The sequence below is a fragment of the Bradyrhizobium septentrionale genome, assembly GCF_011516645.4.
Taxonomy (GTDB): domain Bacteria; phylum Pseudomonadota; class Alphaproteobacteria; order Rhizobiales; family Xanthobacteraceae; genus Bradyrhizobium; species Bradyrhizobium septentrionale.
In genome coordinates, this window is the sequence record NZ_CP088285.1 from 191,598 (window position 1) to 216,164 (window position 24,567).

Annotated in this window: 22 protein-coding genes and 1 other RNA gene; 10 read left to right on the forward strand and 13 right to left on the reverse strand. The window is 63.9% G+C overall.

Going from position 1 to position 24,567, the window contains the following annotated elements:
- Nucleotides 1-374 precede the first annotated feature (374 nt).
- Nucleotides 375-1,250: an N-acetylmuramoyl-L-alanine amidase gene (locus HAP48_RS02835; RefSeq protein WP_166214923.1), complete on the forward strand. Its 876-nt coding sequence runs from the start codon at nt 375-377 to the stop codon at nt 1,248-1,250.
- A gap of 177 nt (nt 1,251-1,427) precedes the next feature.
- Complete coding sequence (locus HAP48_RS02840) at nt 1,428-1,652, forward strand: hypothetical protein (RefSeq protein ID WP_166214921.1); 225 nt, start codon at nt 1,428-1,430, stop codon at nt 1,650-1,652.
- A gap of 80 nt (nt 1,653-1,732) precedes the next feature.
- On the opposite strand, the gene HAP48_RS02845 is transcribed toward HAP48_RS02840, so the two are convergent.
- Both HAP48_RS02845 and HAP48_RS02850 read right to left on the reverse strand, forming a co-directional pair.
- Nucleotides 1,733-2,968 (reverse strand): RNA polymerase sigma factor, encoded by a 1,236-nt coding sequence (locus tag HAP48_RS02845; protein WP_166214919.1) that lies wholly within the window; start codon nt 2,966-2,968, stop codon nt 1,733-1,735.
- 112 nt (nt 2,969-3,080) lie between these two features.
- The gene (locus HAP48_RS02850; protein WP_029078916.1) at nt 3,081-3,440 is read right to left on the reverse strand and encodes a YciI family protein; all 360 of its coding nucleotides are present in this window, start codon (nt 3,438-3,440) and stop codon (nt 3,081-3,083) included.
- A gap of 236 nt (nt 3,441-3,676) precedes the next feature.
- Between HAP48_RS02850 and HAP48_RS02855 the strand changes: the two genes are divergently transcribed.
- Nucleotides 3,677-3,832: a hypothetical protein gene (locus HAP48_RS02855; RefSeq protein WP_166214917.1), complete on the forward strand. Its 156-nt coding sequence runs from the start codon at nt 3,677-3,679 to the stop codon at nt 3,830-3,832.
- 8 nt (nt 3,833-3,840) lie between these two features.
- Entirely contained in the window at nt 3,841-4,041 is a 201-nt protein-coding gene (locus tag HAP48_RS02860) for a hypothetical protein (protein ID WP_166214915.1), read from the forward strand.
- Between the two features lie 21 nt (nt 4,042-4,062).
- Here HAP48_RS02860 and HAP48_RS02865 read toward each other — a convergent pair whose 3' ends face one another.
- On the reverse strand, nt 4,063-4,494 hold the full coding sequence (locus tag HAP48_RS02865) for a PAS domain S-box protein (protein ID WP_166214913.1): 432 nt from the start codon (nt 4,492-4,494) through the stop codon (nt 4,063-4,065).
- A 95-nt stretch (nt 4,495-4,589) separates the two neighbouring features.
- Complete coding sequence (locus tag HAP48_RS02870; protein ID WP_166214911.1) at nt 4,590-5,492, reverse strand: LysR family transcriptional regulator; 903 nt, start codon at nt 5,490-5,492, stop codon at nt 4,590-4,592.
- A 149-nt stretch (nt 5,493-5,641) separates the two neighbouring features.
- Here HAP48_RS02870 and rnpB point away from each other — a divergent pair.
- Together rnpB and HAP48_RS02880 are read left to right on the forward strand one after the other, a co-directional pair.
- Nucleotides 5,642-6,056, forward strand: an RNA gene (rnpB, locus tag HAP48_RS02875) — RNase P RNA component class A.
- Between the two features lie 252 nt (nt 6,057-6,308).
- Nucleotides 6,309-7,964 (forward strand): tetratricopeptide repeat protein, encoded by a 1,656-nt coding sequence (locus HAP48_RS02880; RefSeq protein WP_166214909.1) that lies wholly within the window; start codon nt 6,309-6,311, stop codon nt 7,962-7,964.
- A gap of 197 nt (nt 7,965-8,161) precedes the next feature.
- On the opposite strand, the gene HAP48_RS02885 is transcribed toward HAP48_RS02880, so the two are convergent.
- On the reverse strand, nt 8,162-9,613 hold the full coding sequence (locus HAP48_RS02885; RefSeq protein ID WP_166214907.1) for a GntP family permease: 1,452 nt from the start codon (nt 9,611-9,613) through the stop codon (nt 8,162-8,164).
- 4 nt (nt 9,614-9,617) lie between these two features.
- Nucleotides 9,618-10,637: a patatin-like phospholipase family protein gene (locus HAP48_RS02890; RefSeq protein WP_166214905.1), complete on the reverse strand. Its 1,020-nt coding sequence runs from the start codon at nt 10,635-10,637 to the stop codon at nt 9,618-9,620.
- Nucleotides 10,638-10,866: 229 nt separating this feature from the next.
- Here HAP48_RS02890 and HAP48_RS02895 point away from each other — a divergent pair, with 229 nt between their 5' ends.
- Nucleotides 10,867-11,046, forward strand: a complete 180-nt coding sequence (locus HAP48_RS02895) for a hypothetical protein (RefSeq protein WP_166214903.1) — start codon at nt 10,867-10,869, stop codon at nt 11,044-11,046.
- Between the two features lie 153 nt (nt 11,047-11,199).
- Nucleotides 11,200-11,727, forward strand: coding sequence for a hypothetical protein (locus HAP48_RS02900; protein ID WP_166214901.1), 528 nt, complete (start codon nt 11,200-11,202; stop codon nt 11,725-11,727).
- Nucleotides 11,728-11,794: 67 nt separating this feature from the next.
- Here HAP48_RS02900 and HAP48_RS02905 read toward each other — a convergent pair whose 3' ends face one another.
- The gene (locus HAP48_RS02905) at nt 11,795-12,511 is read right to left on the reverse strand and encodes an alpha/beta hydrolase (protein WP_166214899.1); all 717 of its coding nucleotides are present in this window, start codon (nt 12,509-12,511) and stop codon (nt 11,795-11,797) included.
- Between the two features lie 107 nt (nt 12,512-12,618).
- Here HAP48_RS02905 and HAP48_RS02910 point away from each other — a divergent pair, with 107 nt between their 5' ends.
- Nucleotides 12,619-13,362 (forward strand): sulfite exporter TauE/SafE family protein, encoded by a 744-nt coding sequence (locus HAP48_RS02910; RefSeq protein ID WP_166214897.1) that lies wholly within the window; start codon nt 12,619-12,621, stop codon nt 13,360-13,362.
- A 30-nt stretch (nt 13,363-13,392) separates the two neighbouring features.
- Here the strand turns inward: HAP48_RS02910 and HAP48_RS02915 are convergent, their stop codons facing one another.
- The 4 genes from HAP48_RS02915 to HAP48_RS02930 form a co-directional block, all read right to left on the reverse strand.
- The gene (locus HAP48_RS02915; RefSeq protein ID WP_166214895.1) at nt 13,393-14,778 is read right to left on the reverse strand and encodes an MATE family efflux transporter; all 1,386 of its coding nucleotides are present in this window, start codon (nt 14,776-14,778) and stop codon (nt 13,393-13,395) included.
- Nucleotides 14,779-14,861: 83 nt separating this feature from the next.
- Nucleotides 14,862-16,664 carry an ABC transporter ATP-binding protein gene (locus HAP48_RS02920; protein ID WP_166214893.1) on the reverse strand — a complete coding sequence of 601 codons (1,803 nt, stop codon included), beginning with the start codon at nt 16,662-16,664 and terminating at the stop codon, nt 14,862-14,864.
- A gap of 375 nt (nt 16,665-17,039) precedes the next feature.
- Nucleotides 17,040-18,629 carry a DHA2 family efflux MFS transporter permease subunit gene (locus HAP48_RS02925; protein WP_166214891.1) on the reverse strand — a complete coding sequence of 530 codons (1,590 nt, stop codon included), beginning with the start codon at nt 18,627-18,629 and terminating at the stop codon, nt 17,040-17,042.
- Nucleotides 18,630-18,679: 50 nt separating this feature from the next.
- On the reverse strand, nt 18,680-19,999 hold the full coding sequence (locus HAP48_RS02930) for an HlyD family secretion protein (protein WP_166214889.1): 1,320 nt from the start codon (nt 19,997-19,999) through the stop codon (nt 18,680-18,682).
- A gap of 190 nt (nt 20,000-20,189) precedes the next feature.
- Here HAP48_RS02930 and HAP48_RS02935 point away from each other — a divergent pair, with 190 nt between their 5' ends.
- Nucleotides 20,190-20,831, forward strand: coding sequence for a TetR/AcrR family transcriptional regulator (locus tag HAP48_RS02935; RefSeq protein ID WP_166214887.1), 642 nt, complete (start codon nt 20,190-20,192; stop codon nt 20,829-20,831).
- A gap of 40 nt (nt 20,832-20,871) precedes the next feature.
- On the opposite strand, the gene HAP48_RS02940 is transcribed toward HAP48_RS02935, so the two are convergent.
- Both HAP48_RS02940 and HAP48_RS02945 read right to left on the reverse strand, forming a co-directional pair.
- On the reverse strand, nt 20,872-21,171 hold the full coding sequence (locus HAP48_RS02940) for a PKD domain-containing protein (protein ID WP_166214885.1): 300 nt from the start codon (nt 21,169-21,171) through the stop codon (nt 20,872-20,874).
- 141 nt (nt 21,172-21,312) lie between these two features.
- Entirely contained in the window at nt 21,313-24,240 is a 2,928-nt protein-coding gene (locus HAP48_RS02945; RefSeq protein ID WP_166214883.1) for an Ig-like domain-containing protein, read from the reverse strand.
- Between the last annotated feature and the right edge of the window lie 327 nt (nt 24,241-24,567).

Consider the following 24,567-nt stretch of genomic DNA (forward strand, 5'->3'; position numbering starts at 1 on the left):
GTGAAAGAGCCGCTGTGTGATACTAGCGTCAACTCCCGTCCTCGGCCGCAAATCCTGATATCCGACCGGAATTGGGAGGGTTTCCATGGGATTTCGCGCAAAAGCGGACCTTGGCCGTCCCCCAAAAACGGTTCGGCACTTCAGCTCTCAGTAACGGCACTTAACGTTAAGAAAACGTTGATGATCGGTTAGCGGAATCGCGCGCCTTTGATCCACTTTCGAGTGATACCCTTGGCCCTCACTCCGGGCATAATTGTGCGCTCTGGAACCGGCAGGCCGATTGCGCGGCCTTGCAGGGTAAAGGAATAGTAAACGCCTATTTGTTTATCCATATGTCAAAATGCTTTCTCCTGGTTCGGGTTTGAGTGATTCGTATGGCTTCAGGTTCGTCTTCGTCCGGCAACGCTGATCAGAAGCGTCAGCGCGCCCTCCCTGTTCCGAAGGGAGTGGCCGACGCGAAGACGTTCACGCCGGATTCCTCGATCGCCTCCGACGTGATCCCGTCGGTCAATTTCGGCGATCGCGCCAATGACCGGCAGCCCGACATGATCGTGCTGCACTACACCGGCATGCCCGATGTCGAAGGCGCGATCACCCAGCTCTGCACCGCCGGCACCGAGGTCTCGGCGCATTACATCGTGCTCGAGGATGGACGCATCGTGCAGTGCGTGCCGGAGAGCAAGCGCGCCTGGCACGCCGGCGTGGCGGCCTGGGCCGGCGAAGACGACATCAATTCCTGCTCGATCGGCGTCGAGATCGTCAATCGCGGTCACGATTGGGGCTATCCGGATTTTCCGCTGCGCCAGATCGCAGCCGTCATCGCGCTGTGCCGCGGCATCATGCTTCGCCGCAGAGTGCCCTCGCATCGCGTGCTCGGCCATTCCGACGTGGCGCCGGCGCGCAAGAAGGATCCCGGCGAGAAATTCCCGTGGCACTCGCTGGCCAATTCCGGCGTCGGGCACTGGGTGCAGCCGGCGCCGATCGTGCGCGGCGACGCGCTACAACTCGGCGCGATCAGCGACAACGTCTCCAACATGCAGGCCGCGTTCCGCCGTTACGGCTACAACATCCCGACCAACGGCAAGTTCGACGGCGCGACCATGGAGGTCGTCACCGCGTTCCAGCGTCACTTCCGCCCCGAGCGGATCGACGGCATCGCCGACCGATCCACCATGGCGACGCTGCACGCGCTGCTCGAGAGCCTGCCGCCGGATGCGGCGGCGCCAGTGGCGGTGGCGAAGGCGAAGTAGGCTCGGTCTCTCCACCGTCATTGCGAGCGAAGCGAAGCAATCCATACTTCCCCTCGGGAGGAATGGATTGCTTCGTCGCTCTGCTCCTCGCAATGACGCCAAATGCACATGCGCGAATAGGAACTTCCTGGCATGTGCCGGCTTTGTTATTGGGGCGGTCCGAGTGGAGATTCGTCCATGTTCAAAACACTCATCGCGGGAGCTGCCGCCATCGGCCTCATCGTCGCTCCGGCAGCCGCAGGCGCTATGTCGACCCAGAGCAAGTCCACGTCGACCCACCACAAGACCCAAAAAATGCATCAAACCCAGAAAAAGATGGCACCCGGCACCACGACCGGCATGTCGAGTGGAACGACGACCGGGCAATCGACCGGCGGCGCCAAGGCAAAGACAGGGTATTGAGCACATCCACTGTGCCGCGGCACGCTGATGATCGTTGATGTCAAAGGCATGCCTTCACAAGCCACGCACGAGATGAGGTGTCACCCCAGCTCCGCGATGCGCCGCGCATAGAGCCGCCGCAGCGGCTCGAGTTGGGTTGCGGCGGTGGCTGTGAGATACGCCGCGCGCGCTTCGTCCTTGCGGCCGAGGCGGCGCAGCAGATCGGCGCGCACCGCGGGCAGCTGGTCGTATCCCTTCAGGCTGCCGCGCGCGTCCAGCGCATCGATCAGGTCGAGCGCCCGCGCCGGGCCGTCGACCATCGACACCGCGGCGGCGTGGTTGAGCTCGATCACCGGCGACGGGCTGATGCGGAGCAGCACCTCGTAGAGACCGGCGATCTGCGGCCAGTCGGTATCCTCATAGCTCGGCGCACGCGCATGCAGCGCGGCGATCGCGGCCTGCACCGCATAGGATTGCGGCCGGCCCGGCATCCGCAGCGCCGCCTCGACCAGCTCGAGGCCTTCGGCGATCTGCTGGAAATCCCACAGCGACCGGTCCTGCTCCTCGAGCAGCACGATGTCGCCATCAGCGGTCTGGCGGCCGGCGCGGCGCGCATCGTGCAGCAGCATCAGCGCCAGCAGGCCCTTGATCTCGCCGCGCGCCGGAATCAGCGCATCGAGCAGCCGCGCCAACCGGATCGCCTCGCGCGCAAGATCGGGCCGCATCAGATCTTCGCCGGCGGTCGCGGCATAGCCTTCGGTGAACACGAGGTAGATCACCGCGAGCACGCCCGTCAGGCGCGGTTCCAGCGCCTCGCGCTCCGGCACCTCATAGGGAATGCCGGCGAGTTTGATTTTCTGCTTGGCGCGCACGAGGCGCTGCGCCATCGCGTCCTCGCTGACCAGGAACGCGCGCGCAACCTGCGCCGTGGTCAGCCCGCACACCGTGCGCAAGGTCAGCGCGACCTGCACCTCCGCAGCAAAGGACGGATGGCAGCAGGTGAAGATCAGCCTGAGCATGTCATCATCGAGCGTCGCATCGGCCGGCTCGGGCGGCGCCTCCGCATCCAGCAACAATTGATGCGTCAGCTCCTGCTGCTTGCCGCGAAAGCTGACGGCGCGGCGGACGCGGTCGATCGCCTTGTTGCGCCCGACATTGACCAGCCAGGCGCGCGGATTGGCGGGGAATTCGTCGATCGGCCAGCGCTGCAGCGCGACCGCGAAGGCGTCCTGCAGGGAATCCTCCGCCAGATCGAAGTCGCCGACGAGACGGATCAGCGTCGCGAGCGCGCGGCCCGCCTCGTCGCGGAAGATTTTCTCGATCTGGCTGGGGGTCATGTCGACATTCTCGGAGAACCGTCGTTCCGGGGCGCACGCGCCCTTGCGCGAGCGAACCCGGAACCTCGAGATTCCGGGTTCGTCCTTCGGACGCCCCGGAATGACGGTGTCGTCATCGCGGGTTGTCGTAGATCATCACCGGCCTGACCTCGATCGATCCGTCCCTGGCGCCGGGGATCCGCGCCGCAAGGCCGAGCGCAGTGTCGAGATCCTTGGCCTCGACCAGATAATAGCCGCCGAGCTGTTCGCGGGTTTCCGCGAACGGACCATCCGTCGTCAGCGTCTTGCCGTCACGGACCCGCACCGTGGTTGCCGTCGACACCGGCTGCAGCCCGTCGCCCGCCTTGAAGTGGCCGCTCTGGATGATGGACTGGGTGTAGACTCCGTACTCCGCCGACAGGGCCTTGCGGTCGTCAGGGGTCATGTGCGCGTATTGCGCGTCGCTCCGGTAGATCAGCAACAGATACTGCATCTCATCTCTCCTCTTGATCGGCTGGATCGCCGACACCCAGTCGAACGGGCGACACCAACGACGACATCGTCAGGATAAATTATTTGGCCGCCCGGCGTGAATGCATCTCCCGCCCGGCGACGGTCGGACCCGGCCAATGCTTATATTGGATAATTCGATAGTAACAGCCAATATTATTCGTTTGTCTAATTCATCGCGGCGCGTAGGCTTGAGGCCGTATGCCCGGAGGACTCGCCATGAGATCACTGCCGCAAACAGCAACGCAGCTTTCGCGGCTCCTGCTGCGGACGCTGTACCGAATCCTGCGCAGCTGGATCGTGACAAGACCGGGCCACCGCGCCAGCCAGATCGCTTCCGCCATCGCCGCGAGCGGCAATCCCCTGGGCGTGTGAGGCCGACCATGCAACGGGGAACCGCGCGTTTGAAGGCGCTGCGTCAGCTGATCGCCGACGACGGGCTGACCATCGCGATCCTGGCGGCGGTCGCGTCCGTCACGGTGATCGCGTTTGGCTTCCGTGCGGAAGCCGACGTCGTGGTCTCGATGCTGATCATCGGCGTCGTCACGGCGCTGGCCGAAACTCGTCTGCGATCGGGAAGATAGCTGGCGTTCGCACGGCCGGTTTCATGATGATGATCCGGCTTGCTGCGCCGCGCGGCGCCGCAATTCCTTGAGCTCCTCGAAACGCTTGGTCACGTCGCGCATCACGGCCACGGTGCCGGCGACGTGTCCCGCGTCGTGCAGCATCACGATGGTGAATTCGACGGAGATGCGCGCGCCGTGCTTCGTCAACGCAGGCACCGACAGCAGATCGCCCTGACCGTAACGGCTCGCCCCGGACGCCATCGCGTGCCGGTAGCCGGCCCAGTGACGCGCACGCAAGGCTTCCGGAATGATCAGGTCGAGCGATTGCCCGACCGCTTCGTCGGCCGTGAAGCCGAACATCCTGACCGCACCGGGATTCCACAAGGTGATGCGGCCTCTCGCATCGGTCGCAACGATCGCGTCGGAGGCACCATTGAGCAACGCGTCTCCCACCGCTGCCGCAATATCCATCGCTTGACCTCCAGCTGATCCCGATCCTGCTGTGGACTCGGACGTTCGCGCTGACAAGCGAAGAATCGCGATGCAATCGATCGGCGATACCGATATCAATCGCGCCGCCTCCGCACGCCCGACTTCGCCCGTGCGACGTCTGCGCCGGAGTGGGCCTGGGATGCCGCGAGGCGGTGCATGATCTCGACCGCGCGCGCCAGATGGTCGTCCTGGCTAACAGCCGGATAAGCGACATAGGCCGGCATCGCAAAGCTCGGCGCGCCGGCGACGGCGTGCAGCCGCCGCGCCTTCAGGAGCGGCTCCACGATGCGGCGCGCGAAGAAGCCGGAGCCGCCATTCTCCAGAAGGTGCTGCAATCCGAGCCAGCCGATGTTCACCGTCAGCGCGGGGCCGGCGAAGTTCGGAAACAGCGTAGAGTGACGCGCGTAGAATTCAGCTCCCCAATCGACATAGACATAGCCCTGCCCCGGCTCCGGTGCGCTCTTGGGATCGGTCGAGACCAGGATGAGCTGCTCCTCGAACAGCTGTTCGACCTTGAGGCCGGGGCGGCTCTGCGGCGTGTACATCACGCCGATATCGATGCGGCCCTCGACCAGCCCCTGCATCAATTCGGGCTCGAGCGCGCTCTCGGCGCGGATCGAGACGTCGGGATGTGCCTGCGTCATCAGCGGCAGCCAGCGCAGCAAATACTCTTCCCAAAGTCCGATGCGACCGCCGACCACCAGCGTCGCGGAAAACCCCTTGGGAATTCCGACATCGTGGCGCGCCTGCTCGACGGTACGAACCAGCACCGAGGCGTGCCGCTGAAACTGCCGGCCCGCCGGCGTCAGCGTGGTGCCTGCCTTGTTACGCACGAACAGCACGCAGCCGAGCTGCTGCTCCAGCGTGTGAATGCGGGTGCTGACCGTCGACTGGCTGACGTGAAGACGTTCTGCCGCGGTAATGAAGTTGCCGGCGCTCACCACCGTCAGGAACGTTCGTGCCAGTTCGGTGTCCATGGCGCGAAACCCTTTGGCGCAAAACCCTTGGATCGATGAATTCGATATCAAAGGGTTATCCTTCGCGAATGTCAAAACCGGGCAAATCGGCCCGAGTTAACCATCGCTATCGCTTGACGCCGCGCAGCAAAGACTTCATGCCTAGCCCGTCAGTCGGCCGGACGGCCGCTCCCGCTGGAGCCGAAAGGCCGCGGGGGAGGAAAGTCCGGGCTCCATCGACATGCGGTGCCGGATAACGTCCGGCGGGGGCGACCCCAGGGAAAGTGCCACAGAGAACGAACCGCTCCCTCCTCGGAGGAAGTAAGGGTGAAAAGGTGCGGTAAGAGCGCACCGCGTTTCCGGCAACGGAGACGGCATGGCAAACCACACCGGGAGCAAAACCGAATAGGGACGGCAACGCGGTTAGTTCGCGCATGCGCGATAACACCGCAGGGCGATGTCAGGCCCGCCGTCCGGGTAGGTTGCTCGAGGCAAGGTGCAAACCTTGTCCCAGAGGAATGGCCGTCACGTACCATTCGCAAGAATGGTGCCCTACAGAACCCGGCTTACAGGCCGGCTGATATCCTAAAGCGTTTTCGAGCGAAGTGGAGTTCCGGTTCGCGTGAAGAAAACGCGTCTTGCTAAGGTGGTCCATGAGGGGCTCGGCGCAACACGCCGGGCCCCTCGCCATTTCCGATGTGCCACCTGTGCGCGCTGTGATGTTGATCGCCTCTTTGCTAAACTGCGGGCACGGCACTGCACCTTCGAGGGCATCAAACCACGCTGCTGATTTCGCCAGGACAATCCGCAACGCAGGGCACGCAGGAGGCAAAAGGCATGACCTATTTTGATCTCGGGCCGTACAGCCGCAAAGTCACGACATCCTCGCCGGACGCCCAGCTCTGGTTCGACCGCGGGCTCAACTGGCTGTTCGGGTTCAACCACGGCGAAGCGATCAAGTGCTTCCGCAAGGCTCTCGATTACGACGCCGAATGCGCGATGGCGCATTGGGGCATCAGCTACGCCGCGGGGCCGAACTACAATCTGCCCTGGGTTCGCTATGACGCACAGGGACGCCAGATGGCGCTACAGGCCTCCTACGACGCGATGCAGGACGCGCTCGCCCACGCAAGAAAGGCAAGCGCGGTGGAGCGGGCGATGATCGAGGCGCTGCCCGCACGCTATCCGCGGCGCGAGGCGATTGAGGACATGGCGCCATGGGACAAGGCCTACACCGGGGAGATGCGCAAGGTGTTCGCGGCCTTTCCCGACGATCTCGAGGTCCGCGCGGTACTCGCCGAATCGATCATGAACGAGACCCCGTGGCAGATGTGGGACCTGCCCTCCGGCAAGCCGGCCGAGGCTGCCGGCACCGAAGAATGCAGATCGATCCTCGAACAGGCATTCGACAAAATTCCGGCGGCGTGGGATCACCCGGGCCTGCTGCACCTCTACGTCCACCTGATGGAGATGTCGCCGTTCCCGCAGCTGGCGCTGCGGGCCGGCGACCGGCTGCGCGAGATCGTGCCCGACAGCGGTCACCTGATTCACATGCCGACGCATCTCGATGTGCTGTGCGGGCATTACAACGACGTGCTGCGCCACAATCAGAAGGCACTGGCGACCGATCGCAGTTTCCTTCGCTATTCGGACGATCCCGGCGTCTACCTCGTCTACGTCATCCATAACTTCCACTTCGCGATCTACGGCGCGATGTTCCTCGGCCAGTACGCGCCCGCGATCGCTGCTGCCGAGGAGTTGATCGCCACCGTGCCGGAGCCGGTGCTGCGCATTCCATCGCCTCCGATGGCGGATTTCCTCGAAGGCTATCTGACGATGAAGCAGCACGTGCTCGTGCGCTTCGGAAAGTGGCGCGAGATCATCGAGCAGAAATTGCCCGACGATCGCGACCTCTACTGCTCGATAACGGCGATGATCCACTACGCCAAGGCGGTCGCGCATTCGGCTCTCGGCAACGTCGCGGAGGCCGAGGCCGAGAAGGCATTGTTCATGGCGGCGAAGGCCCGGGTGCCGGAGAGCCGCCTCGTGCATAACAACAAGATGGTGAACCTGCTCAACGTCGCCGAAGCAATGCTGAATGGCGAGCTGGAGTACCGCAAGGGCAACTATGACGTCGCATTCGGGGAGCTGCGCAAATCGGTCGAGCTCTCCGACGCGCTGCCCTATGACGAGCCCTGGGGATGGATGCAGCCGCCCCGTCACGCGCTCGGCGCGCTGCTGCTCGAGCAGGGACATATCGCGGAAGCCGAGGCGGTCTACCGTTCCGATCTCGGTCTCGACGGCAAGCTCAGCCGGGCCTGCCAGCATCCCGACAATCTGTGGTCGCTCCATGGCCTGCACGAATGCCTGGTTCGCCGCGACGAGAAGGCGGAGAGCGCGCTGATCAAGCAGCGGCTCGATCTCGCGCAGGCGCGGGCGGAGATCCCGATCAAGGCATCCTGCTTCTGCCGACGGACGGCGATGGCCGCGTAGGCGGCCGCTGCCAACCCAGGGCGGCGATCGCGATGCGGACCGCGCCATTGCTGGCGGTGTGGCGGCAAAGGAAAACGCGTCTTGCCAAGGTGGTCTATGAGGGGCTCGGCGCAACACGCCGGGCCCATCGCCATTTGCAGATGACCGTCATTCCAGGGCGCGCCTTGCGGCCAGCAGTGCCGCCCCATCGCGTTGCGTCAGAACGACCCGAATGCGGTGCCGATCGCAATCACCGCTGCGAGAGCGATAACGGAACTCACAATGCCGACCATGACAATGTCGAGATAGCTTTCGCGATGCTTCAGCCCACAGATCGCAAGTAAGCTAACGACCGCGCCGTTGTGAGGCAGAATGTCCAGTGTTCCCGAGCCGATCACCGCGACGCGATGCAAAAGGCCGGGATCAATACCCGCCTCCGCGGCAAGATCCATATAGGTCCGGCCCAGCGCATCGAGCGCAATCGTCAAACCGCCGGAAGCCGACCCCGTCAGCGCGGCAAGGATGTTCGTCGCGACTGCGAGCGACACCAATGGACCGCCCTCAATTCGCAGCACCCAGTCCCGCACCACGCCGAAAGCGGGAAGCGAGGCGATAACGGCGCCAAATCCGACAAGGCTTGCGACGCTCAGCGCCGGCAGGACCGACGCGTTGGCACCGGCATCCATGGTTCGTCGCAGTGCGGGCAGTCGCGTCCAGTTGCAGAGGATGACCGTCACGATCGCTCCCGCCAACGCCACGACAACCGACCAAACACCTGCCACGGCAGCCAGTGATGTATTTCCCCACCGCTGTTCGGCCAGGAATGAGAAATCAAGCCGGGGCAGGACAACGAGCGACGTCACCAGATTCACTGCGACGACGACGATCAGGGGAAGGATGGCGTTGAAAATCGGGACAGCGGCGTTGCTGTGATGTCCGTGACGGATCTCCGCCGGATCGAATTCTCGCGCCGTCGTGGCCCGCTCGCGCAACAGCTCATCGTTGGCTGCATCCGCCAAAACCGGCGGCTCGTCGCCATAGCCCTCTTTTGCGCGGCGCGCCGCTCTCTCTGCGCGAAGCAGCCACCACAGCCCGACGCCCAGCATGATGATCGATGCGACAGCGCCGAGGCCCGGTGCGGCAAAGGGGGTCGTGCCGAAGAATGGCATCGGTATCGCATTCTGTATCGACGGCGTGCCCGGCAGCGCCGACATGGTAAAGGTCGAAGTCCCGAGAATAACCGCCGCCGGTACCAGACGACGCGGAATCCCCGCCGTGCGAAACAGCGACTGTGCCATCGGAACGATGACAAAGAACGCGACGAAGAGGCTGACGCCGCCGTAGGTGACCAGTGCACCTGCGAGCACGACCGCGAGGATGACCCGCTGTTCGCCGAGACATCGGGAGATGAAGCCCGCGACCGCGGCGACCGCGCCGCTGTCATCCATGAGCTTCCCGAACACGGCGCCAAGCAGAAATATGGGAAAGAACTGCGCGAGAAACTCCGACGCACTCCCCATGAAGGTCTGCGTCCAGTTGGCAAGCAACGGCTCGCCACCGAAGGCTGCGGCTACCAGCGCACAGAGCGGCGCGAGCAGCAGGACGCTCCAACCGCGGAACGCAAGACAGACCAATAGTCCAAGCCCGACGAGAATGCCGAGAAGGCCCATCGCCTCAGCACTCCGTCAGCAGAATGTCGAGATCGGCGGTCGAACGCTCACCGAGATCGGCGCCATGCGCGTCGAGGAATTCGCCGGCGGCTCGCCGCCCTTCCTCGTGCAGCTTGGCCACAAACGCCCATTCGGCATTAAGCTTGGATGACGAGCCGAACGTCGCAAGCATGTCGCTCTTGACCCGGTGCGTCTTCATCTGCGCCCACCGGGCGCCTTCTCCGGTGCCGGGGTCGGCAACCTGACGGAGCAACGCGATCATCCGCAGCTCCTTTGCCAGCGGCGAATTGAATGAGATCTCGTTGAGTCGGTTGAGAATGTCGGCGGCCGTGCGCGGCTGCTCAAGCCGCTCGGTCGGGTTGATCTGGACGAGGACGGTGTCGCGCGCGTCGGTCTCGCGAACGAGCGGCGTAATCGTGGGATTACCCGCATAGCCGCCGTCCCAATAGGGCTCGCCATCGATCTCGATCGCAGGAAACATCGTTGGCAGGCAGGCCGACGCGAGCAGGACATCCGCGGTAATCTCCGCATTGCGAAAAATCCGTCCACGACCCGTACGCACGCGTGTGGCGGTTATGAAGAGCTTGATCGGCGCGCGTGCAAGACGCTCGAAATCGATGCTGTCGTTCAATATGTCGCGCAGCGGATTGAAGCCGAGAGGATTGAGGTCGTAGGGCGAAAGCATCCGCGACATCAAATCGGTGAAGAGATAGGCCGGAGAGCTGTCGAGCGACCAGCGTCCCATCAGGCGGTCGAGCGGCGAACGTTGCAACGGACTGAACGCGGCGGCGCGCGAGACGCTTCGCCAGTATTTTTCAAGCGCTTCGCGTGCGCCGGCAGCGCCGCCCGCGGTCCAACCATCCGCCAGCACGGCGGCGTTCATCGCTCCGGCCGATGTCCCGGATATGCCCGCAATCTGAAACCACGGCTCTTCGAGCAGCCGATCGAGGACGCCCCATGTGAACGCGCCATGCGATCCGCCACCCTGGAGCGCCAAGTCTACGAGCACGGGGCTGCGGTTCATGAGTCCATGTTCACCAGCACGCGAGACGTGCATTATGTCGCGGTTTAGCCAAACATGCGAGACAAAGTTGCGGTCACTGTCTGGTTCCGATGGCAAATTTCGAACGAAGTTGTCTCATCCCGCTGTGGAGCGAACCAACCGCTTCAGAGCCGCCATAGGCCCACGTTTCTTAAACGGCGACATACATGGGGTGGCGGGCGTAGAGTGCGCCCTTCGCGGAGGATCGCAGATGGACCTTCAGAAGATCATGGCGAAGGCACGAGATGTCGCCAAGAGCACCGGCACAATCACCACCGAACAGCTCAACGGGATGTGCCCCAACAATATGGAGCCCGAAGATATCGCAGCGCTCTTTACGGCCCTGCGGGCCGAGGGGATCCGCCTCAAGGACGACGAAGCAGAAGAGTAGGTGTTCCGTGCCCGGACACTACAGCAAGGCGGCCTGTCGCCGTAACCGAGGTGCTAGCCGAATTTGGGTCCCCAGCGGCATTGGACCTATGATCCGCTGGAGCTGGACGTCTCCTTCTGCCCGGGATTCAAGAAATCAAACGGAGGAATGGTAATGTCGGTCGCCTGCAAGTTCGAGCGCAGCATTCTTAGCCACGAAGAATACGAGGCAATCCGCCTGACGCATCATCCCGCCATCTACAACGTCGAGGTGGCTGAGCTTGAGGCTATGCGACCCCGCTTGCGCAAGATGCGCGACAAGGAGCGAACGGTCAGCCGACAAAAGCAGCGAGAGAGCCGCGGAAAAGCCGAGGCTCGCGGGACAAGCTTTCCAGGAACCGCCAAGCATGCTTCAGAACGGAAGCAAGTCTTCGCGGCGGCGGTGAAGCGGGTGAACACGGAGCTCAGGCGTCTGCATAACCTCGCAGCTCGGACCGCGCATGTCGAAGCAGCTCGAAAGGCCCTCGCACTGCACCGAGCCGCGAACTTCATGACTCGTCCCTCGGCCGGCGCTACCGCGGGCCACGGCATGGTGCCGAAGCCAAGCGAACGCCGAAGAAAGGTCATTGCAGGTGCGAAAATCGGACGAGTATCGCAGGCGGCGAAAGTCGCTCAGGCCGTGCGCGACGCGCGTGGTGCATGACCCTGGGCAAACAAACGCACCTGATTGATACCGGCGGAGCTTCGCATCGTCCCGGAACGACGGCTCGTCAGGAAACGATCTTCTGCAGCAGGGCCATCAGCGCCTCCGGGGCGGTGACGTTCGGCGAGTGGCTGGTGTCGATCTCGAAATAGCGCCAGCCGGCTTCATTCCTGGTGCGCCTGGCACACTGGCCGAACGTATCGGCCTGGGTGGTGCGGGTGGCGTAGATGAAGCTGCGCGGCAAATTCGTCTCGCCGTGCTGCAGCTTCAATTTCTGCTCGAAGCACTTGATTGGCATGTCGACGCGGCGCGCGGTCAGCCATTCGACGTCTGCTGGAGATGTGTCCGGCGGCGTCGGCATCGGCGGGATACGCCAGCCGTCGCCATCGTGCGCAAGCTCACGCATGGTCTCGATGACCGGCTCGTTGAGGTCGAACAGCGACTGGCCGTCGCGCGGCACGAAGGCATCGAGATAGATCAGCTGCGCGATGCGCTCGCGCACCCGGTCGGCGACGCCGGTCGCGACCATGCCGCCATAGGAATGGCCGACCAGCACGATGTCACGCAGGTCTTCGTATGAGATGACGTTGAGCACGTCGCGGATATGCGCTTCCAGATCGAGCCCCCGATGGGCGAGATGCGCGCGCTCGCCGAGCCCGGTGTAGGTCGGCGTGATCAGCCGGTGCCCGGCAGCCTGCATCAACGGATGCATCTTCTTCCAGACCCATCCTGCCGACCAGGCGCCGTGACAGACGAGAAAGGTTTTCGACGAACTCGAAGTCATTGGGATGCTTCCATTCCGATTATGGTTGATGAGCCGCGATTTCGAAGTGTACCCGCCACGCGCCTCGTGTAAACGTCGCTGCAAATGATCAGAAGAAGAAGACGAGGATGACCCCGGCTGGTTACGCGATCCTGTTTTGCGGCGCGCTGGCCGGCGGTTTCGTCTCCGGCCTTGCCGGCTTCGGCACCGCGCTGATGGCGCTCGGCATCTGGCTCTATGTGCTGCCGCCGACGCTTGCGGTGCCGCTGGTGCTGGTCTGCTCTGTCATCGCGCAGGTTTCGACGCTGCCGTCGATCTGGAAGAGCATCGATTTCCGCCTGGTCTGGCCGTTCGTGATCTGCGGCCTCGCCGGCGTGCCGATCGGCATCCTGCTGATCGCGCGGGCCGACCCCGGCGTGTTCAAACTGACGATCGGCATCTTCCTGCTGGTGTTCCCGACCCTGCTGTTCCTGCAGCGCAAGCCGATGTCGATCTCGTTCGGCGGCAAATGGGCCGACGGCGCGATCGGATTCGCCGGCGGCATCCTCGGCGGCCTCGCCGGACTGTCCGGCCCGCTACCGATCCTGTGGGCGAGCCTGCGCGGCTGGGGCAAGCAGCAGCGCCGCGGCGTGTTCCAGATCTTCAACTTCACGATTCTGGCGGCCGCGCTTCTCATCCAGATCGCCAGCGGCCTGGTGAAGCCGGAGCTGATCTGGCTGGTGGCCTGCGCGTTTCCGGGCACGCTGCTCGGCGCCTGGCTCGGCGCGCGGCTCTATCACGCGCTCAGCGACCGCAATTTCTCCGACGTGGTGCTGGTGCTGCTGTTCCTGTCCGGCGTGGCGCTGGTGTGGAACGGGCTGGCGCCGCGATGATCGACCGCCGTCGCAAATTGGCTGAGCCGGTCATCCCACCGGCTCAAGACCAACGCGTTCCGGAGCAACGTCGCGCGCCGGTGGCGCGAGACGTTTGCTGAATTCGCGACGCAGCAACCACAAGCTCAGACCGGCCTGCAGCGTCGTCGTCACGATCGACAGGCACCACACGTGCTCGATCCGGAAGCCGGGCCGCGTCGAGAGCCAGATCACCGGCACCGCATAGGTGACGAGGCGCACGACCGAACTCAGCAACACCGGCCTGGTGTTGCCGAGACCCTGGAACACGCTGTTGCAGGTAAAGATCAGTCCCTGCGCGACGAGATTCATGGAGACGAAGTGCAGAAACTGGGCGGCGACCGCCATGGTCTCGCGATCGTTCGAGAAGCCGTCGAGCAACAGCCCCGGCTTCCACTGCGCGAGAACAGTGAAGACGATCATCACGACGGTGCCGATCAGCACCGCCTTGACGAAGGTCTCCTGCACACGCTTGCCATTGCCGGCGCCGAAATTCTGTCCGGCGATCGGGCCGGCGGCAAGCGCCACCGCCAATGCCGGCATCTGGATCAGGCCGAGCACGCGCGTCCCGATGCCGAACCCGGCCTGGGCCGCCGGGCCGAAATCGCGCAGCACATAATAGATCACGCCCATCCAGACGAAGATGAGCGCGAACTCGCCGCCGGCAGGCAGGCCGACATTGAGGATCCGCTTCCACTGCCGGAGTCGTGGACGCCATTGCGCGGGATCGAATCCGACATAGCGTTCCAGTTTGCGGAAATACGCGAACAGCATCAGCACGCCGATGAGGACGGCGATCGAACTTGCCAGACCTGCCCCGGCAACGCCGAACGCGTGACCGGTGCCCCAGCCTGCGATCAGGACCGGCGCCAGCGCGATGTTGATGATGACCGCGACCGCCTGCACCAGCATGCTGGGCCGCACGATGCCGGTAGCCCGCAGCGCGGACGCCATCACCTGGGTGATGAATTGCAGCGCCAATGCCGGCATGAACCACAGGAGATAGGTGGTGCCGGCTTCGATGGTGGCCTGGTCGGCCGCGACCGAGCGCATATAGAGGCGCGACAGCAATGCCCCCGCGCACAGCGTCAACAGCCCTGATAGCACCGACAACACGATCGACTGATTGAACACAAGGTTGGCATCGCTGCGGTCCTTGCGTCCCACGGCATGCGCGATCAGCGAGACGGTGCCGACGCCGAGCACCTGCATCAGCGCGTTGACGAGGAAACCGGCATTGCCGGCAGCAGCCACCCCCGCGACGGCGGCCTCACCGAGACCGGCGACAAAATACAAATCGACCAATTGGCAGATCATGATCGTGATCATGCCGACCACGATCGGGGGAGCCATGATCAAGATGTGGCTGACGATGGAGCCGCGCGTAAGGTCTTTCATTTCAATTCCATTCTCAAATCGATTCTCATATCGATTCCGGCGCGCGGCAGTCGGAGATCAATCCGTCAGCCACGCGCCATCGCTCACTCCGCCGCCGCGGCCTGGCCGAACTCGGTCGCCTGGCGCTCGAACAGGCCGCGGTAGATGCCGCCGGGACGTGCGGCAAGCACCTCATGGGTGCCCTGCTCGACGATCTCGCCGCGATCGAACACCAGGATGCGATCCATGCTGCGCACCGTCGACAGCCGGTGCGCGATCACGATCGAGGTGCGGCCCTTCATCAGCCGCTCCATCGCCTGCTGGATCAGCGCCTCGGACTCTGAGTCGAGGCTCGAGGTCGCCTCGTCCAGGATCAGGACCGGCGCATCCGCCAGGAAGGCGCGCGCCAGCGCGACGCGCTGCCGCTCGCCGCCCGACAGCTTGACGCCGCGCTCGCCCACCAGCGTGCCGTAGCCCTTCGGCAGCCGCATGATGAAGTCGTGCGCATTGGCAAGCCGCGCCGCCTGCTCGATCGCTTCCATGCCGGCGCCCGGCCGGCCATAGGCGATGTTCTCCGCCAGCGTGCGGTGGAACAGGATCGGCTCCTGCTGCACGATCGCGATCTGGCTGCGCAGCGATTGCTGCGTCGCCCTGGCGATATCCTGACCGTCGATCAGGATTTTGCCACTGGTGACGTCGTAGAGCCGCTGCACCAGCTTGACGAAGGTCGTCTTGCCGGAGCCGGAGCGCCCGACCAGGCCAACGCGCTCGCCCGCATCGATGTCGACCGACAATCCGTCATAGAGCGGCCGGCGATGGCCGCCATAGTGGAACGTGACGTCGTCGAACACGATGCGGCCGCCCTGGATGTCGATCGTTCCAGCGTCGACCGCGTCGACAATGCCGAGCGGCTCGCCGTGGATCTGCACCAACTCCTCCATGTCGTTCACCGAGCGCTGCAGGTTGTTGATGTGCATGCCGACATCGCGCAAGTACGCGTGGATGATGTAGTAGCTGGTCAAGACATAGGTGACGTCGCCGGGTGTGGCGCGGCCGGCCGCCCACAGCAGGATCGCACCGCCGATCACCGAGGCACGGAAGCACAACAGCACGAGCAGCTGCGCCGTCGAGGTATGGTTGTAGCGGAGCCAGGTCCGCCGCACCCGGCGGCGCCAGCGGCTGATGACGCCGTCGAGCCTGATATCCTCGCGGGTCTCGGCGCCGAACGACTTCACCACCGCGTTGCAGGTCAAGGCATCGGCCAGCGTGCCGCCGACCTTGGTGTCCCATGCATTGGAGACGCGCGCGGCAGGCGCGACGTAGCGCACCTGGAACGCCATGGTCATCGCGACATAGATCACCGAGCCGACCGCGATCACCGCGCCGAGCTGCGGCCAGTGCAGCCCGAGCAGGATCATCGAGCCGAGCAGCACCACGAGCGACGGCAGCAGCGCCATCAGGATGGTGTCGTTCAACAGGTCGAGCGCCCACATGGCGCGCGTGACCTTGCGCACGGTGGAGCCGGCGAACGAATTGGCGTGCCAGTCGGTCGAGAAGCGCTGCACCCGCATGAAGGCCTGCTGCCCGACATCGGACATCGTCTTCAGCGTGAACGGCACGATGGTCGTAATGCCGACCAGCCGCAGCATCAGCGACAGCGCGCCGAGGCCGACGATGGCGCCGAACGCCAGCATCGCGGCATGGCGCGCGGCGGCATCCGTCGAACCCGCGGTCAGCGCGTCGACCAGATGGCCGGAAAATACCGGCATGAACAGGTCGGCGGCGGTCGCGCCGAGGAAGCCCGCGGTCACGGCGGAGGCGCGGAGCGGCTGTTCCAGCCAATGGCGGAACACGAATGGCAAGACGATCCGGATCGCGGCCGGTCGCTTTGATGTCAGAGAGGTCATGGCACATTCCGGCCACGCCTTTGCAGCGCAAGCCGGCTCCACTTAAGGCGACTGGCGGACGGAATCCGGCCGCAGGCGTCGCGGAAAACAATCGGTAAACTGTTGGGAAGCTTTGATGATCGGGAATCAGGCCCGATCAGCGCCGGGAGCTAACGCGTAAGCGCGTCCAGCACCATCGAACGCGGGCGCACGATCTGCGAAATAAACGACTTCATGCGCATCTCCCGGGTTCGAGTAAGGAAGCGCTGCTTATAAATGCATCACGCGCGATTGGCAAGATGACAAGCGCGTGAGCGCATCTGCGCGCGTTCAATGTGTCGGCGATGCAACGCTCTGTACGCCAATGGGTGCACACGACGCGCGATACCGATGCTTTCAATGCGCGTCGCCGCCGGCGTCGGTCATCGGCGGCGGCTTGTTGACGAACAGCACCAGCAGGCTGAGGCCAACATAGAACAGCGACAGCATGAAGAAGGCGTCGCCATAGCTCATCACCTGGGCCTGGCGGTGCACGATCTGCGAGAGCTGCTTCATCGCCATCATGGTGGAGTCGCCCATGCCCTGCAGGCGCTGGGTGAAATTGTTGAGGGTCTCGACCGCGGTGGCATTGCCCCAGGTCACGCGGTCCTGCAGCCGCGAGATGTGCAGATCGGTGCGGTGGTTGAGCGCCTCGTTGATCAAGGCGAGCCCGACCGCGCCGCCGAGATTGCGCATCAGGTTGAACAGCCCGGAGGCGTTCTTGACGCGGTCGGGCTCGAGCGTGGCGAGCGCGATATTGTTGGTCGGCACCATCGCGCACATCATGCCGATGCCGCGCAGGATCTGCGGCACCAGCAGCTCGTAGAAATCGTACTCGCGCGTGATCCAGGTCATCTGCCAGGAGCCGAGCGCGAAGGTGACGAGGCCGAAGGCGATGATGTAGCGCAAATCGACCTTCTGCATCAGACGGCCGACCACCGGCGCCATGAAGAACATGGTGATGCCGGAGACGAACATGGTCTCGCCGATCATCAGCGCGCTGTAGCCGCGGATCTCGGCGAGATAGCGCGGATAGACGTAGGTGAGACCATAGAGCCCGATGCCGATGCAGAACTGCAGCACGCAGCCGACCGCGAAGTTGCGGTTGGAGAAGGCATAGAGATCGACGATCGGTTCCTCCACGGTCAACACCCGCCAGAAGAAGGCGATCGCCGAGACGAAGCAGATCCCGGCGCAGATCGCCACCGAGGTGTCCTGCAGCCATTCATATTGCGGGCCTTCCTCCAGCACATATTCCAGCGAGCCGAGGAAGCCGCCCATGAAGATCAGGCCCCACCAGTCGAAACGCTCGAGCAGCGCGAAGTTCGGCTGGTCAAAATCGACCAGCGCCAGCACACCTATCGTGATGATGATGCCGGGCACGATGTTGATGAAGAACAGCCAGTGCCACGACATCAGATCGGTGATGAAGCCGCCGACCGTCGGCCCGACCGTTGGCGCGAGCGTCGCGACCAGGCCGATGATCGGCGCCACGATGTAGAACTTGGAGCGCGGGAAGATGGTGTAGGCCGAGGCGAACACCGTCGGGATCATGCCGGCGCCGAGAAAGCCCTGCAGCGCGCGCCACAGGATCATCTGCTCGATCGTGGAGGCGAAGCCGCACAGCAGGCTGGACACGGTGAAGCCGAACGCCGAGATCGCGAACAAGAGCCGGGTGCCGAGCGCGCGCGACAGGAAGCCGGACAGCGGGATCGCGATCACCTCGGCGATCAGATAGGCGGTCTGCACCCACGACACTTCGGTCGAAGACGCCGACAGGCCGGCCTGGATCTCGGTGAGCGACGCCGAGACGATCTGGATATCCAGGATCGACATGAACATGCCGAACACCATGATGATGAACGCGACCACCCGTTTCGGCTGTAGGCGCTCGGACTCCGAGGCGCCGGTCATCATCGAGGGAGAAGCAGTGGTCGCGTCGGCCATGGGCTCATCGGCTCCGCGCCTCGAACCCTCAGGTTCGAAGCTTCAAGGCATCACTGCGGATGGATCATCATCGGCGCGTCGAGATCGGTATCGGCGTCGGCGTCGGCCGCGCCCTCCCTGGTGTCGACGGTGGTGTAGACCGACATGCCGGCGCGCAGCATGCCCTGCTTGGCGACGCTGTTCGGCACGCGGATGCGGACCGGCAGGCGCTGCACGATCTTGGTGAAATTGCCGGTGGCGTTGTCGGGCGGCAGTAGCGTGAACACCGAGCCCGCCGCCGGCGAGATGCTGTCGACGATGCCGGTGAACTTGCGGAAGCCGTAGGCGTCGACCTTGATCGTCACCCGCTGGCCCGGGCGGATGCGCTTGAGCTGCGTCTCTTTATAGTTGGCATCGATGAAGACGCCGTCGAGCGGCACCACATTGCCGAGCCGTTGGCCGACATTGATGTAGTCGCCGGTATTGACCAGGCGGTTGGAGAAAGTGCCGTCGACCGGCGCGCGCACCTGGGTGAAATCGAGATCGCGCTCGGCCTTGGCGAGCTGGGTCTGCAGTTCGGCAAGCTGGGCACGGGACTCGGCCTGCTGCGCCTTGGTCACCTCGACATTGCTCTTCGCGGTGTCGTAGGCGGCCTGCGCCGAGCGGACGGCGGCGGCTCCCTGATCGCGGCCGGCTTCGGAGACTTCGAACGTGGCGCGCGAGGCAAAGCCCTTGGTGCTGAGCTCCTGCTGGCGATCGAAATCCAGACCGGCGCGCTTCAGGCCGGCTTCGGCGGACACCAGCTGGGCCTGCGCCTGCTCGACCGTGCTCTCGGCTGCCGCAACCTGGCGGCCGAAGCGCTCGATCGTCGCCTGCTGGGTCGCAATCCTGGTGCGCGCGGCATCGGCCGCGATGCGATAGTCGCCGTCGTCGATCCGGAAGATCACATCGCCGGCGCGCACCAGCGCATTGTCACCGGGCAGGATCGCAGCGATATGGCCCGCGACGCGCGCGCCGAGCATGGTGTTGTTGGCGCGGACATAGGCGTCGTCGGTCGAGACGTAGAAGCGTCCGACCATCAGGTAATAGGCGGCATAGCTTGCGGCGGCGATTGCGAGCAGGCCGACCACGCCCATCATGACGAATTTGCGCTTGCCGGATTTCGGCGGCGCAGAAGCAGCGGGCGAAGCCGCCGGCTGCTCGGGCGCAGAAGCTGGCGGCGCCTCGGCGGGACGCTTGGATTCGTCACGCCTGGCTTCGTCGGCCCTTTTGGTTTCGTCAGTTCTGGCCTGCTCGCCGAGATCGGCGGATGCATCGCGCGCCTTCGCGTCCTCGGACATCTCAGGCCCGGAACGAACAATGCGTGCAGCCTGATCTCGTGCTGCGGCCATAGCCGACGCTCCCCAAAAAAGTCTCGATGCCCGCAATGGCGGAATAAGGGCCATGCGGCTCATCGTCGCTCCCACCAATAGCATTGACCGAACCGTTCGGTCAATCTATATTCCCTCGGCAGGGATTATAACGCTTCGATTCTTAACCTTGCTCATTCCGGGTTGAGTTCTTTGGCGAGAAGCTAAATCAATGGTTGCAGCCTCCCGAGCCTCCCTCCAGCCCGTCGGCGAGGAGGAGCCGTCAAAACGACGCCAGATCCTGGACGGCGCCCGCAAGGTGTTCCTGGAGCTCGGTTTCGACGGCGCCAGCATGGGCGAGATCGCCCGCGCTGCTGCCGTCTCCAAGGGCACGCTCTATGTCTATTTCCCCGACAAGGCCGGGCTGTTCGCGGCGATCGTCGAGGAGGAGAAGCTCGAGCAAGGCAAGGTCGCCTTCAATTTCGACCCGGCGCGCGACGTCGACACCACCCTCCCCGAATTCGGCCGCGCCTATGTCGCGGTGCTGTGCCGGCCCGGCGGCGGTTCGGCGATCCGCACCGTGATGGCGATCGCCGAGCGGATGCCCGAACTCGGTAGCCGGTTCTACACCCATGTGATCGCCCACACCGTCGACCGCTTCGCCGCCTATCTCGAGGCGCGCGCCGCGCTCGGCGAGCTCGTGATCGACGATTATCAGCTCGCGGCATGGCAGTTCATGCAGATGTGCCAGGCGACGCTGTTCCAGGCGTTCATCTTCCAGGCCAATCCGTCGCCCTCGCCGGAGCGGATCGCTGTTGTCGTCGACAGCGCAACGCGGGTGTTCTTCGCGGCGTACCGGCCGAAGGCTGATTGATGGTGTCGATTGCGCGGCGCTCGATCCGCGTCACAAGAACCTAATCCACGACGATCGTCACGCGCCCGATTTCACTCAGCACCGCCGGGCGTTGACCGCCATAGGCGCCGCTCCTGAGCACGGCCGTGTACGATCCGGCCGCGCGATAGGTGTGTGTGCGGGTAAAGCCGCGGATCGATGAGATCGTGTCGTCCGTCCTTCCGTCGCCAAAATCAAGCACGACCACGCCCTCCGGTATCCCCGGGCCGGTGCCGGTGAAGGTCACCTCGAGCGGCGCGCGGCCTGAGGCCGGCGATGCGGAAAGAGCAGCTGTTGCGTTCATCTGTGCCGTCGCGGTCATGTCGATCACGCCAAGGACGATTGCGGCGATAGCAAATGCTGGCCAACGCAACGTCATTCAAATTTTCCGATCAGCCGCCCGCCGCAACCAGATTGCGACGGGCAGTCCTCTGAATCAAGCGACAGGACGACTTCATCCGGCTCAGACCAGATGGAATTCCTCTGTGTGCCCCCGCAACTGCGCCGTACTGATACCGGCGAAGGTGATCGTATCCCCGAACGCGTCTGTGATGACGGCGCCGGCGGCGGTATCGACCGTATGATTGGAGAGCATGTCGTTCACTGTGCCGAAGATCGACTTGTCGAGCTGAACGACATCCGTGTGCAGATCGAAATCCGTGATGAGGTTGCTGCCGAAATGCGGGCGGAACAGGAAAGTGTCCGGCCCATTGTTACCGGTCAGCGTATCGCCGTCGCCGCCGATCAGGACGTCGGGGCCGTTGCCGCCGAACAGAACGTCGTGCCCGGCCGAGCCGTCGAGCACGTCCTGACCGTTGCCGCCGTACAGCGTGGTGTGGCTTCCCGCCTGGTAGTCGACGCCGGGATTGAACACGACGATGCTCAGCGTCGACGCCGCCGTTGCGCCATGCGGATCGGCAATGGTGTAGTCGAACGTGTCCTGCGCGACGATCTGCGACGGCAAGCCGCCCTTGTTGGCGACATAGACATAGCTGCCGTCGGCATTCAGCGTCAGCGAGCCGTAGGTGCCTGCGATGGTGTGACCGACATTGCCGGCCGCACCCTCGACGGCGCTGACCACGAGGTGACCCTGATCGTGGATGTCGGGGTCGGTGTCGTTGGACAACAATCCGTGCGACACGTCGACCGACAGCGTCGATTTCTTGGCCGTGCCGTTGCTGTCGGCGACCGCGATCGGCGCGTCATTGGCACCGTTGATGGTGAGGACGACATCCTGCGTGACGGCTCCGCCATGGCCGTCGTCGATGATGACGGGCACCGTGACGGTGAGGCTCTCGCTGACCGACAGGAAATCGAGCTTGCTGTCGGTGATGCTGTAGCTCCAGTCGATCTTGCCAGCGTTGGTGTTGCCGGCCTCGGGCACGATCGTAAAGGCCGCCTCGAGCGAGGCGATCTGCGCCGGCGTAAGCTCCGACGTGAAGTCGTGCGTCGCGTCCTTCCAGGTCACCGTCTCGCCGAGGGTATCGATCGTCGCGGTCGGCCGGTCGTTGAGATCGGGATCGGTGAACGCGATCGCGCCGGAGGTCGCGTCCGGCGTCGAACTGCCGGTGACGCCGGGCAATTCGCTGATCGTCCCTGTCAGACTGGACAGGGCCGGGACCACCGACACCGGATCATTGGTGCCGGTGAAGACGATCGTCACCTGCTGGGTCGAACTGTCGCTGACGCTGGAGCCGGAGTGATGGTCGGCCACCGAGACGTCGTAGACCACCGTCAGCGTCTCGTCGGTTGCCAGGAAGTCGAGGTTGCGGTCCGCCAGGTCGAACTGCCAGTTGAGCGTCCCGCTGGTGCCGTCGACGCCGATCGAGTCGGTCAGCGCCGCGATGAGGGCCGTCTCGGTCGCGAGCGGAATCGTGGCGCCGCCGGACCAGGTCGCGGAATCGAGCGCTTCACTTGCGGTATGGGTGTCGCCGACATTCGCATCGGTAAAGGTCAGCGTGCCGAGCAGCTGCTGCAGCGACGCGGAGTTGGTGGTATTGGCAAGTTCGGTCAGCGGATGCGGCGATCCCGGATCGGGCGACAGCACCGGCGGGCGGTTCAGCAGCTCGGTCTCGTTGAACGTGCCGTCGGCGAACTGGAAGTTCTGGACGTTGCTGACGGTGTCGGTCCCGTCGGGTGCCCCGCCGCGCTGGTCCGCGATCTGGATCGCGCCACTGCCAAGCAGGGTCGCGATATATTGCAGCCTTGTGCCGCTGTAGACGGCCGTGTTAGTCCCACCCTTGCCGTCGATCGTGTCGTTGCCGCCATTGCCGCGCAGCACGTTGTCGATGGCATTGCCGGTGATCGTGTCGTTGCCCGAGCCGCCATCGGCATTCTCGATCAGCGAGGCGGTCTCGGACAGGTTGTTCGGATCGATCAACGCATTGGCGATGTTGCCGCGCGCAAAGTATTCGGCACCACCCGCTCCGTCATTGCCGAGATCGGCGCGCTGCGCGTGCGCCGCGCTGGTGTCGAGAATGGTCCAGGCGCCGGGATTGAGATCGACGGAAAGGTTGGTCGTGTAGTTGGAGAAGTCGTAGGTGTCGGCGCCGCCGCCATCCCACACCGTCATCAACACATAGTTGCTTTGCGGCGAGCCCTGGCCAACGCCATCGATGAACTCCTGGCCGGTGGTCAGGCTCCAGGTGTAGGTGGTGTTGCCGTTATGCGCCGTGGCGCCGTAGTTCGCGCCGTACATGTACTGCAGCGCCGCGATGTCATCCTGCATGTAGGTTGTCGGATGGTCGGGCGCGTTGTCGCCATTGGTCGCGTTGTCGCCAGGAAACTGGCTGTAGGTCATGACCGAATATTCGTAGGAATTGTGATCGGCCGGCAGCGCAGGGAAGGTCACGCCGTGCCCGCCTTGCGTGACGTGGCCGTGCTTCAATCCGAGATTATGGCCGGTCTCGTGCATGATGCCGGCAGCATCCTGGAAGCTGCCGAGCACCGGATTGGTGTAGCCGCCGGTGACGAACCACCCATCGCCTTGCGCGAACGGCGCAGAGAATGGCGGGCTTCCGAGTTCGGGCGGATTGGCTTCCGCGGTGCCGGGCGCGTTGCCGGGAACGTGCAGCCCGGTATGCGAGGCAACCGTGTTGTCATTGGTGTAGTTGATCTGATCGGCGTTGGCATAGCGCAGGATCGCGCCGGCGGCCGTCGTCTCGGTGAAGGTGAGGTTGGTGAAGCTTGCGATATTGGCGAGCGCGGTGCGCACGGCCGTCTGTTGTGTCGCGGTGAACGCGCCGAAATTGTCGATTTCCTGGTAGCCGTATTCGGCCGTGCCGGTGGGGAACGAAAACGTCAGATTTTGCGCGCCACCCGAACCCCACTCCCATCCCCAGAGAATGCCATCGATGTCTGGATTACCGGATAAATTAACTTCTTGAGTCATGGGAAAACTCCGTTTTGGGTGAAATGAAAACCGTCCCCAATTCCGTTCAGTTGTCCTGCTGACGTGCGATGCAATCCTTTCTGCTGAGTGTGATTTCCGATTCCGACATGTGCGACGCGATGCGTCGCGGGATTGGGATTCACGGCACGCCGCTTCTCGAAGTCCGCGGCTGCGGGCGGGATTGTTAGGCCTGCGGCAACTTCAAGTCAAACGTGTTTCTAGTTATGACTAAACCATAAATTGTTAGATGAATTCGTCGAAAATTTTTCACGCGCCAAGCCGCGCTCTGTGGGCAGCCTCATTCCGTGGGGGTATTGTGATCGTCAC